Origin of the sequence: Aliiroseovarius salicola, from assembly GCF_027891095.1 — a bacterium.
In the GTDB taxonomy this organism is placed as follows: domain Bacteria; phylum Pseudomonadota; class Alphaproteobacteria; order Rhodobacterales; family Rhodobacteraceae; genus Aliiroseovarius; species Aliiroseovarius salicola.
Genome location: NZ_JAQIIO010000002.1, coordinates 462383 through 473883, shown reverse-complemented (window position 1 = coordinate 473883; position 11501 = coordinate 462383). Strand labels below are relative to the sequence as shown.

General features: G+C 56.8%; 10 protein-coding genes and 1 riboswitch. Of the genes, 6 read left to right on the top strand and 4 right to left on the bottom strand.

The features are described 5' to 3' along the window. Positions 1–157: 157 nt before the first annotated feature. Together O2N63_RS06005 and proS are read right to left on the bottom strand one after the other, a co-directional pair. Positions 158–643: a DUF2937 family protein gene (locus tag O2N63_RS06005; RefSeq protein WP_271053323.1), complete on the bottom strand. Its 486-nt coding sequence runs from the start codon at positions 641–643 to the stop codon at positions 158–160. Between the two features lie 141 nt (positions 644–784). After that, positions 785–2137: a proline--tRNA ligase gene (gene proS, locus O2N63_RS06000; RefSeq protein WP_271053322.1), complete on the bottom strand. Its 1353-nt coding sequence runs from the start codon at positions 2135–2137 to the stop codon at positions 785–787. 192 nt (positions 2138–2329) lie between these two features. Between proS and O2N63_RS05995 the strand changes: the two genes are divergently transcribed. Continuing rightward, positions 2330–3694: an FAD-dependent oxidoreductase gene (locus O2N63_RS05995; protein WP_271053321.1), complete on the top strand. Its 1365-nt coding sequence runs from the start codon at positions 2330–2332 to the stop codon at positions 3692–3694. A gap of 31 nt (positions 3695–3725) precedes the next feature. Here O2N63_RS05995 and O2N63_RS05990 read toward each other — a convergent pair whose 3' ends face one another. After that, entirely contained in the window at positions 3726–3917 is a 192-nt protein-coding gene (locus O2N63_RS05990; protein ID WP_271053320.1) for a hypothetical protein, read from the bottom strand. 219 nt (positions 3918–4136) lie between these two features. Between O2N63_RS05990 and O2N63_RS05985 the strand changes: the two genes are divergently transcribed. The 5 genes from O2N63_RS05985 (at position 4137) to O2N63_RS05965 (ending at position 11153) form a co-directional block, all read left to right on the top strand. Further along, positions 4137–5231: an AI-2E family transporter gene (locus O2N63_RS05985; RefSeq protein WP_271053319.1), complete on the top strand. Its 1095-nt coding sequence runs from the start codon at positions 4137–4139 to the stop codon at positions 5229–5231. After that, positions 5231–5899, top strand: a complete 669-nt coding sequence (locus tag O2N63_RS05980; RefSeq protein WP_271053318.1) for an HdaA/DnaA family protein — start codon at positions 5231–5233, stop codon at positions 5897–5899. Before O2N63_RS05985 ends, O2N63_RS05980 begins: the two co-directional genes overlap by 1 nt. A 165-nt stretch (positions 5900–6064) precedes the next feature. After that, on the top strand, positions 6065–8281 hold the full coding sequence (locus O2N63_RS05975) for an RNA degradosome polyphosphate kinase (protein WP_271053317.1): 2217 nt from the start codon (positions 6065–6067) through the stop codon (positions 8279–8281). A 497-nt stretch (positions 8282–8778) separates the two neighbouring features. After that, positions 8779–10317 (top strand): Ppx/GppA family phosphatase, encoded by a 1539-nt coding sequence (locus tag O2N63_RS05970; protein ID WP_271053316.1) that lies wholly within the window; start codon positions 8779–8781, stop codon positions 10315–10317. Between the two features lie 105 nt (positions 10318–10422). Further along, positions 10423–10619, top strand: a riboswitch (cobalamin riboswitch). 102 nt (positions 10620–10721) lie between these two features. After that, complete coding sequence (locus tag O2N63_RS05965; protein ID WP_271053315.1) at positions 10722–11153, top strand: DUF1636 family protein; 432 nt, start codon at positions 10722–10724, stop codon at positions 11151–11153. 19 nt (positions 11154–11172) lie between these two features. Here the strand turns inward: O2N63_RS05965 and O2N63_RS05960 are convergent, their stop codons facing one another. Then, positions 11173–11499, bottom strand: coding sequence for a hypothetical protein (locus O2N63_RS05960; RefSeq protein WP_271053314.1), 327 nt, complete (start codon positions 11497–11499; stop codon positions 11173–11175). Positions 11500–11501 lie beyond the last annotated feature (2 nt).

The following is an 11501-nucleotide window of genomic DNA, read 5'->3' as shown; positions in this document are numbered from 1 at the left end:
AGGCCGCTGGCAGTGGCCTAGCTGCGCTCGGTATTTTTCTTGCCTCCGGCGGGGATATTTTCAAGTCAGAAGAAAAGCGCACACTGTCTTCTTCTGACTTGAAAATATCCCGGGGTGAGGCTCGAAGAGCCGAGGGGCAGCGCCCCTAATTTCCACCTTACGCAAAACGGCGAAACGGCATCAGGATCAGCCCCAGCAAAAATGAAACCAGCGACCAGCCGCCAACGAATCCGATTGCAGCGCAAATCAGCCCATCTGCGGTGACGGGCAGCGCGGGGCGGAACTCTTCCCATGTGTCCTGCACCAGGTCGGTATCGCGAAAATGCCAAAGCTTGGTCAGTCGCATCAGTGGATCACTTTGTTTGAGAGAGGCATAAGCCGCGTCCAAGCGGTCATATCGGGTGAGATTTCCCGCCATCTGGTCGCGCAAACCGTTCTGGAACTCGGACCCACCCATCGCCGCAAGCGCTTCATCGCGCGTGTATCCAGCTGTCTGTGCAGTGAAGTCGAACCCTTTGGCTATCACCATGAGTTCGGCGCGCGCACCCGATAATCGCTGCAGATATTGTTGGGAAAATTCGGGAAATTGCGACATGCCAACCGCCCCGGTCAGCCCAGCTACCATTGTCAATGCACGGATCATGGCCCTGCCCTTTCTGCTCGTTATCGTCAGGATGACGGCCGATTGGGGTTTGGGTCAAGGGAAAGCGGGCCTATCTGCAAAGCTCCGCGCATCAAAAAAGGGGGCCGACAGCCCCCTTTTCCCAGGTTCATTCGAACGAGATTACAGTCCGCGTACGAGGTGATTTGCGTAGATCTCAACAATTTTGGCCACCGCTGCTTCCGGTGCCATTTCTTCGCTTTCACCGGTGCGGCGTGACGTGACCTCAACCACACCGTTTTTCAGGCCGCGCGGCCCCACGGTGATGCGCCAGGGAAGACCGATCAGATCCATCGTGGCGAACTTGCCGCCTGCACGTTCCTTGCGGTCATCGTAAAGGGGCTCAAGCCCGGACTTGGTCAGCTTTTTGTAAAGCGCCTCACAAGCGGCGTCAGCTTCATCGTCCCCCTGTTTCAGGTTCACGATACCCACATGGAACGGGGTCACGCCCTCGGGCCAGATGATGCCCTTGTCGTCATGTGACGCTTCGATGATGGCCCCCAAAAGGCGGGACACGCCAATGCCATGAGATCCCATATGCACCGGGATCTGCTTTTGCTCGTTGTTGATCACGCTGGCGTTCATCGCTTCGGAATATTTGGTGCCGAAATAGAAGATCTGCCCCACTTCGATCCCGCGCGCCACGCAGCGGCGCTCTTCCGGAACCTCGTTGAACTTAGCCTCATCGTGGGTCTCATCGGTGCGGGCGTATTTCGAAGTAAACTCTTCCAGGACACCTTGGCATTGCGCGACGTCGTCATAGTCGATTTCGCGGTCCCCGAAGGTCAGATCGGTCACGGCGCTGTCATAGAAGACTTCGCTTTCGCCAGTATCGGCCAGAACGAGGAACTCGTGCGTATAATCCCCACCGATCGGGCCACCATCGGCACGCATCGGAATGGCCTGCAGGCCCATGCGCTCATAAGTCCGCAGGTAACTCACCAGATGCCGGTTATAAGCGTGCAGCGCGTCCTCTTTGGTGAGGTCAAAATTGTAGCCGTCTTTCATATAGAATTCGCGGCCACGCATCACGCCAAAACGGGGGCGAATCTCGTCGCGGAATTTCCACTGGATCTGGTACAGTGTCAGCGGCAAGTCTTTGTAGCTGTTCACATGGCTGCGGAAGACATCGGTGATGACCTCTTCGTTGGTGGGACCATAAAGCATATCACGGCCATGACGGTCCTCAATACGCAGCATCTCTTCACCGTAATCCTCATAGCGCCCACTTTCGCGCCACAGGTCAGCTGGCTGGATCGTGGCCATCTGCATCGGGATGTGACCGGCGCGGATCTGCTCTTCATGCACGATGTTTTCAATCTTGCGCAGCACCTTGAAGCCCAGCGGCAGCCAGGTGTAGATCCCGGCGGCTTGTTGCTTGATCATACCAGCGCGCAGCATGTAGCGGTGCGAGACGATCTGGGCGTCTGCGGGGGTCTCTTTCAGGACCGGCAGGAAATAGCGGGAAAGACGCATGTTGTCCTCATAAATTCCATGTTCCAAAGCGGTCTACGCGATCAGGCGAGCAAGAGCAATGGGGCGCAATCTGGCGGGGCCTGTGGATCGTTAACATTGCAGGATTGCCCGTTTCCGACCTATCTTTTGTCGCCACTGTGTTTGCGATATCAGTCACCACCATCACCATGGGTCCGACGACCCGGAGGACACATGACCCAAACCATTCTTGAACCCGCCCGCGAAATCCCCGTGATCCACAAAACCGAGCTGTTGGTGGTGGGTTCCGGCCCCGGAGGGCTGGCGGCGGCACTGGCAGCGGCCCGTGCAGGCGTCGAAGTGACCCTACTGGATCGGTTCGGCTGTTTCGGCGGCAATATCACCACGGTCGGCGTGGAAGGCTTTGCCTGGTATCGCCATGAAAAAACTGTGGAAGCAGGTGGTATTGGTTGGGAGTTCGAGGAGCGCGCCAAGACCATGGGCGCCGCGATGCCCGAAAGCCAATCCCTTTCGTATGAGCTCGACAGCGAAGGATTCAAACTCACCGCTGACGCCTTGGTGGAGGAAGCGGGCATTCATCCGATGCTGCACCGTCAGTTTGTTGCCCCCATTCGCGAGGGCAACAAAATCACCGGAGTGATTGTTGAAAGCAAAGCCGGCCGTGAGGCTATTCTGGCCGCGCGTGTGATTGATGCCACGGGGGACGCAGATATTGCGCAGATGATGGGGGCGCCGACACTAAAAACGCCCGTGGAAGAGATGCAGGCGGCATCGGTCATGTTCCACATCGCAGGCGTCGACAAGAAAAAATTCATGGAGGGCGTAAAGGCCGACCCGCAGACCTATGCCAATTGGTCAACCGGCGAATGGGAGGTTGAGACTGACGGGAAAGAGGACGAGATGTTCTCTCCGTTTCTGGCCAAACCCTTTGCGCAGGCCATTCGTGACGGCCATATGCCCGCGCATCTCAACACCATAGGCGGCACATGGGGCGCGGTGCATGACAGTGGCGAGATGACCTATATGAACCTTGTACATTTGGCAGGGATCGACGGGATCGACCCCGACAGCATGACCAAAGGCGAGATTGAGGGACGTAAGCAAGCAATGATGGCCATTGATGCACTGCGCCGTTACACACCGGGCTGTGACGGCGCGCGGCTGCGCAACTTCGGCATGACCATCGGCATTCGGGATACGCGCAAAATCGACGCGGCTTACAACCTGACCGAAGATGACATGCGCCATCAGGGAAGGTTTGAGGACACTATCGGTATCTATCCTGAGTTTATTGATGGTTACGGCATCCTGATCCTGCCGACCACCGGGCGGTACATGCAGGTACCTTACAGGGCGATGTTGCCGAAAGGCGTTGAGAACCTGCTGGTCACGGGCCGCGCCATTGGGGGGGACAAGGTGGCCCATGCAGGGACACGAAACATGGCCTGTTGTGCGGTGGCTGGTCAGGGTGCAGGTGTTGCAGCGGCACTTTCGATCAAGGCAGGAGCAAGCCCGCATAGCGTGGACATATCCGCAGTGCAAACCGAACTGAGGCGACAAGGCGTGCGCATCCACTGAAACGCGCAGTTTTATACGGATTAATACGGGATCAGATCGAGGCTCCTAGAGTGATCTTCAACTCGCTATCGGACACGGTACTGGTGCCTTGCCCCTCTTCGTATACCACCCCGGCCTTGGCTTCGCCTGATAGTGAGACACCCGGCGGCGCTGGTTCATACTGATGACCGCCGCATCCAGCGACAAGGGCGGCGACTGCGCCTAGAGCAACCAAATTTCGCATTTCGCTCTGCCTTTCTCTTGATTTTGCAAAAACTTGTCCCCTATCCGGTGCTAGGAAAAGCAACATTGGACATTCCGCTTCCGTTCAGCGCTTTTTTGCCACCGAACTCAGGACGCAACATATAGCATTTTGAAGGCTTTCCAATTGGACCGGCTGAAAGCCCCACTTGAAAATATGTGGGTGTTGCGCGACATAAGGACAGGTTCACGAGGATTTTGCATGCCCCTTCCGGTTCAGACCCAAGCCAAATACTGGTCCATCGCCACAGTCATATTGGCACTTGCACTATGGTATCTAGGCGATGTGATCCTGCCATTTGTGCTGGGCGGCGCAATTGCCTATTTTCTTGATCCCGTCGCGGATCGGCTTGAAGCGATGGGGCTCAGCAGGGTCATGGCCACGGTGGTCATCTCGCTGTTTACCCTGCTGATTTTCGTGATCGGGATACTGTTGGTGGTGCCCACATTGGTCAGCCAGTCCCTGGCTTTGGTCAACACGGCCCCGCAACTTTTCACCCAGCTGCATGATTTCGTAAACACGCAGTTTCCGACGTTGCTGGAAGAAAATGGCACTATCCGTCAATCGCTTGAAAGCATTGGTCAAACCATCCAGTCGCGCGGTGGCGAACTGGTTGGAACCCTGGTTTCATCTGCGATGAGTGTATTGAACATCGTAATCCTGCTGGTGATCACACCTGTCGTAGCGTTTTATCTGCTGCTCGACTGGGATCACATGGTGGCACGTGTTGACGCGTTATTGCCACTGGATCACGCCCCTGCAATCCGCCAGATCGCGCGCGACATCGACAAGACATTGGCCAGCTTCATTCGCGGACAAGGCTCGGTCTGTCTGGTGATGGGGACCTATTACGCGGTCGGACTGATGATCGTCGGGCTGCAATTCGGTCTTGTGATTGGCTTCATCGCGGGCCTGATCACATTCATCCCATATGTCGGCGCCATTGTCGGAGGCGCGATGGCCATTGGCCTTGCCCTGTTTCAGTTCTGGGGCGTGTGGTGGTCACTGGGCGCGGTTGTGGCGATCTTTTTTCTGGGTCAGTTCCTTGAAGGCAACATCATCACCCCAAAACTGGTCGGCAGTTCCGTCGGCCTCCATCCGGTCTGGTTGATGCTGGCGCTTGCGGTCTTTGGATCGCTCTTTGGATTTGTCGGGATGTTGGTTGCTGTGCCTGTGGCCGCCTCAATTGGCGTTGTGGCACGGTTTTTCGTGGGGCAATACACCACCGGGCGCCTTTATCAGGGTGTGACCGGACAGCAGGTCGCCCTGTCAGAAGACGAGGCAGAGGACCTCTGATGCAGGAACAGCTGACTTTTGACCTGCCTGTGCATGCGGCTCAGGGGGTGACGGATTTCCTTGTCACACCCTCAAACCAGGCAGCGATGGCATTGGTCGATGGCTGGGAACTCTGGCCAAATCAGAAGCTGGTTCTGGCGGGTGCAAAGGGCACCGGCAAAACCCACATGTCCCATGTCTGGGCCGAACAATCCGGTGCCGAGATCATTGATGCGTCCCGACTTGGCACAACAGTCATCGAAGCGTTGGCCGGTGGATCGGTTGTTGTTGAAGATGTAGAGCGAATTGCGGGGGATCGCGCTGCAGAAACGGCGCTTTTCCATTTGCACAATCTGGTGCTGGCTGAAGGCGGCTGGCTGATGCTCACCGCCAATGACGCACCGTCGCGCTGGGGCCTGACCCTGCCGGATTTGCGCTCTCGTATGGAAGGCACCACGCTCGCGCGTCTGGAGCCCCCGGACGACATGCTGCTTTCTGCGGTGCTTGTGAAGCTGTTTGACGACCGCCAGATCAGCGTGAACGCCAATCTAGTCGACTATCTTCTGCCGCGCATGGAACGTTCGTTGGCAGCTGCCGCTCAAATGGTTGACATGCTTGATCGAATGGCCCTGGCCGAGCAGCGCCCGGTCACACGGGCCCTTGCACAACGACTGTTTGGCAATGAGTGAAACGTGAAGGGGCGCTGCCCCTCGGCCTGACGGCCTCACCCCGGGATATTTTTGGCAAGAGGAAATGGGGCGCGTTTTTTGAATGCGACGTCGCACCTTCTGGACAAGGAGGCAGCGCAGGCGTAACGTCATCACTCCGTTACAGATATTCCCGATAGAGCGATTATGACCAAAGCCGACGCCCCCAAAACCCCGCTCTCTGATTTCCTGCACTCGGGCTTCCCGCCAGCCACCAAACTGTCGGAAGAGGCCATCGCAGGCCCAAAACGCTTCTTCAATCGCGAACTGAGCTGGCTGGGATTCAACTGGCGCGTTCTGGAAGAGGCTGAAAACCCGCGTGTGCCACTGTTGGAACGTCTGCGTTTCCTGTCAATTTCCGCCACCAATCTGGATGAATTCTATACGGTGCGTGTCGCGGGTTTGCGCGAGTTGGTGCGCGAAGATGTGACGACCCCTGCGGCCGATGGGCTACTTCCCGCAGAGCAGCTTAAGCTGATCAATCAGAATGCCCGTGCGCTGATGGCGCGCCAGCAATCTACCTTTAATTCTCTTATGGGATTGATGCGCGAAAAGGGCATCACCATCGCGCGGCGAAGCGATTTGACCGATGAAGACAAGGCCCACTTGGATCATGTCTTTCTGACCCAGGTCTTCCCGGTATTGTCCCCCTTGGCCATCGACCCGGCCCACCCGTTCCCTTTCATTCCGAACACTGGGTTCTCATTGGCGCTGCAATTGGAGCGTGCGTCAGATGGTCAAAAGCTCAAGGCGCTATTGCCGATCCCGCATCAGATCAACCGCTTTGTCCGCCTGCCAGCCCCGGAAGGTCAGGCGCGGTTCCTCACGCTTGAGGATCTTCTGCTTGAGCATCTCACCAGCCTCTTCCCGGGATACATCGAAAAAGGCAATTGCGCGTTTCGCATCCTGCGCGACAGTGATCTTGAAGTTGAGGATGAGGCCGAAGATCTCGTGCGCGAATTCGAAACCGCCCTGAAACGCCGCAAACGCGGTGAGGTGGTGCGGATGAAAATCACCGCCGGCGCCCCCGGTGTCCTGATGCAAATGATCAAGCGCGAGCTGCGCGTGACCGATGACGAGATCGTTGAGGTCGAAGGGATGATCGGCATGGCTGACCTGAGAGAGCTGGTCTTGAAGGATCGCCATGACCTTCTGTGGCCCAATTTCTCTCCACGCGTGCCGGAGCGTGTACAAGATCATGAAGGCGACATGTTTGCGGCGATCCGGCAAAAGGACATGCTGCTGCACCACCCCTATGAAACCTTCGACATGGTGGTGCGCTTCCTCCATCAGGCGGCGCGCGACCCAAATGTGGTGGCGATCAAACAGACGCTTTACCGGACCTCACATGACAGTCCGATCGTAAAAGCACTGTGCGAGGCCGCAGAAGATGGCAAATCTGTCACCGCGCTTGTCGAGCTGAAAGCGCGGTTTGATGAAGCGGCCAATATTCGTCAATCCCGACGTCTGGAACGCGCAGGTGCCCATGTGACCTATGGGTTCATCAACTATAAAACCCACGCAAAAATCTCGACCGTGGTGCGGCGCGAAGGCGACGAACTGGTGACCTATACGCACTATGGCACCGGCAATTACCACCACATCACCGCGCGGATATACACCGATCTCAGCTTTTTCACCTGCGATGCGGCACTGGGGCGGGATGCAACCAAGGTCTTCAACTACCTCTCAGGCTATGCCGAGCCACAGGGCCTTGAAAACCTTGCGATTTCTCCCCTCAATCAAAAATCCACCCTGATCAAAAGGATCATGCGCGAAGCGGAAATGGCCAGGGAGGGCAAACCCGCTGAGATCTGGGCAAAAATGAATTCTCTGGTCGAGCCCGACGTCATCGATGCGTTGTATAAAGCATCACAGGACGGAGTAAAAATCAGCCTGGTGGTGCGCGGCATTTGCGGATTGCGCCCCGGCATCAAAGGGCTTTCGGAAAACATCCGGGTCAAATCAATCGTAGGGCGCTTTCTTGAGCATTCCCGCATTGTCTGTTTTGGCAATGGCCACGGACTGCCATCCAAAAAAGCCAAAGTGTTCATGTCGTCGGCAGATTGGATGGGGCGAAATCTGAACCGTCGCGTGGAAACCTTGGTTGAGATCAAAAACGCAACGGTCAAGGCGCAGATCGTCAATCAGATCATGGCCGCCAACCTCGCGGATGTTGCCCAAAGCTGGGTGATGGGTCCGGATGGCGGCTTTGCCCGAGCAGATCTTTCGACGTTGGATCACCCGTTTAACTGTCACCGCTTCTTCATGGAAAACCCGTCATTGTCAGGCCGCGGATCAGCGGGTGCGTCGGACGTGCCAAAACTGGCGCATAGCCCTGAAGAACGCACAGATCTGGATTGACGCGGGAGAAGCGCACCCTATCGAGGCGCTGCCATTAAGGGAGCTGCCATGTTTCCGCTTGCGATTGCCGCAGTCAAGCTGCTGATTAAGAACGCCGTATTTACCCTTATATGCCTGCTGGCTCCCGCGGTGATCACAACAGCCCAGCTTTTGTCAATTCGCCCTGTCCATTCGTTTCCCAAAGCCTGCCAATAAAAATTGACATTGGATTGCCGGGACACTGCCATTTTTGATCGCCTACACTCAGACGCCCAATGTCAGTGATCTGTCGACCTTGTTTGACCCCACTTTAAATCTCTGGGCCGCTGTCGCCACGGGTTTCATCGGACATATACCCTCTTGGTTGGGACTCGCTGCCGTCGTCAGCCAGTTTGCGCAATTGAGATCGGAAGAAACGGAGTTGAACCCTCATCTCCCCCCTTCCACCGATTGACCAAATGCCCCGTTTCACGGCATAGTCGGGCCGAAGACAGGAAACACGGGCGGGGATTTCCAGCATGAATACAGAGACTTCCACCGATGAGTGGGGCCCGTTTGGTCGCCCGATCTTCGAAGACCCGTCCGCGCGCGCATTAAGTCGCGTGGGTGTTGTGGATGTGGGATCAAACTCTGTCCGGATGGTGGTGTTTGACGGGGCTGCACGGTCGCCTGCGTATTTCTTCAACGAAAAAATACTCTGCGGCCTTGGGAGCGGACTTGCACAAACCGGACATTTGAACCGCAAAGGGCGGGCCCGAGCCCTGTCTGCAATCAAACGTTTTCAACTTTTGGCCAAAGGAATGCATTTGCCGCCCCTGACCGCAGTGGCCACCGCAGCAGTGCGCGAGGCCTCGGACGGTCCTGACTTTCGTGACGAGGTGTTGCGTGAAACGGGCCTCAATCTCTATGTCATTGATGGTGAGGAAGAAGCGCGACTGTCGGCACAGGGGGTACTGCTCGGCTGGCCGGATGCCAAGGGTTTGATGTGTGACATTGGTGGCAGCTCGTTGGAATTGGCCGAAATCAACGAGGGACAGGTGGGCAAACGGATCACCTCTCCGCTAGGCCCCCTGAAACTGGCTGACGTGCCGGGCGGCAAGAAGGGGCTGAAGGCCGAGATCAAACGAGTGGTTGAGGATTTGGCCAACGAAATGGGAACGGACCACAAGCGGCTGTTTCTGGTGGGAGGCAGCTGGCGTGCCATTGCCCGGCTTGACATGGAACGGCGAGGCTACCCGCTGACCGTTCTGCATGAATACCGTATGTCTTCAAAGTCGCTGCAGAAAACGCTGAAGTGGATCGAAGAGGTTGACCTGGATGAGGTTCGGCAACGTACCTCCACCTCAGCAACACGAATGGCTTTGGTGCCAATTGCCGCGCAGGTCCTGAAACGTCTCGTACGAACATTTCGCCCGAAGGAAATTGCTGTCAGTTCCTACGGCATTCGTGAGGGTATGCTATATGAACAGATGCCCGATCGGATCCGCCGCCGTGATCCGCTCATTGAAGCTTGCCGATTTGCTGAACAGAAAGATGCTCGCGTGCCGGGTTTTGGCAAGGCGCTGTATGATTTTCTGATGCCGCTGTATAAATCCGCCAAGCAAAACCAGAAGCGTCTCGTGAAGGCGGCATGTCTTTTGCATGATGTCAGCTGGCGCGCCCACCCCGACTATCGCCATGAGGTGTGTTTCGATAATGCCACCCGGGCCAATCTGGGTGGCCTCACCCATCAAGAACGGGTATTTTTGGGACTTGCTCTCCTGCATCGCTATAAAAACAACCGTCAGGGATCGCGTTTCGAAAATCTCTTTGAAATTCTGGAAGAGAAAGACATATCCCGCGCAGAAGTCCTTGGCAAAGCCATGCGTTTCGGGGCGATGTTTGCGATGGACGGACCGCAGAACAAGGCAGAGCTGAGATATTTCCCGAAAAAGCGCGAGCTGCATCTGCGTCTGGCCCGTGATGCTCAGGACCTTTTTGGCGAAGTTGCCGCCAACCGGTTCGACACCCTCGCATCCGCCCTCGATGCAACGCCCATCGTCAAGAAACGGCGCTAGGAGCAATCGCCTCTTTCCTTGTCTCAATTATCCCGGTGTGAGCCTAGAAGAGGCGAGGGGCAGAGCCCCTGGCCACCTTGCGGCTTGACAGAATCTGCGCGCTCCGGCACCCATATCTCAGATGGTTCCCGGATATGTCCGGGTGAAAAGGGAATGTGGTGCGGTCTGATCAGACCAAATCCACGACTGCCCCCGCAACTGTAGGCGGCGAGTTCTTCTGACAGGCCACTGGGGACACCCGGGAAGGATCAGAGGCGCAGCGACCCGTAAGTCAGGAGACCTGCCATCTGAAGAAACTCAACCCGGGCGGGGTGCCCCGGCAGGAGGATCGCGCAGATGACCGGCCTCAAACCGCCCCTGCCTTCCATCCCGCCATACCCCGCACCTAACGCGCGGAGGGCGTCATGAACCGGACCTCAGATCAAACGGTTGGACCAACCACATCACAAGGCACGCCACGGGCCACACAACACCTGCTGCTATGCACCACCTGCCCGCATAAAGGCATCGCCTGTCAAGCAGGGTTTGCCATGATGGCGCAGTTGCAAAGGTCCATTACCGATGCGGGCAGCAGCATTCAGGATGAATTCGAAATCTCGGGCTACGTGGAACTGGGGGATTGTGACCGCAAATGCCTGCTGGCCTATCACGCCACCCCAAACAGCACCTATCTTTTTGGCGACGTGGAAGAAGATGAGGATATTGGCGCACTTGTTGCTTATGCAGACACAAACAAGGCTGCGCTCAATCGGGGGGACCACCCCAGCGCCCCTGCCCCATTGCTGCGCGCGCCTGGATCAGTGATGGCGATGGGAACCGGGTCCGCTTTGGCCTGAATACAAGTACGGCCGGGTTTCAAAGTTCGGTCTCACCATCGGGTGTCACTTCGGGTACCAGCGGATACTTGCGCCGGATGATGATATCACCGTTCGGCAGCACTTCGGGCGGATGATAGGCCGACAGGTCTTCCATCTCCTGCATGAGCTGGGACCATCCTTCTGCCAGCTCTTCCGCCATCGGAGACATCTCTTGCGCCAGCCCTTCCAAAAGCATCTGAAAACCGCGCGACATCAGTTCACCGCCTTCTTTCAAGTCGGAGCTTTCCGTTTCTGCGCTGACGGTCGGAGAAAAGCTGAGGGCCGTCAGCCCGGCAATTACGGTCAGTTTGGCGATCTGTTTCATAT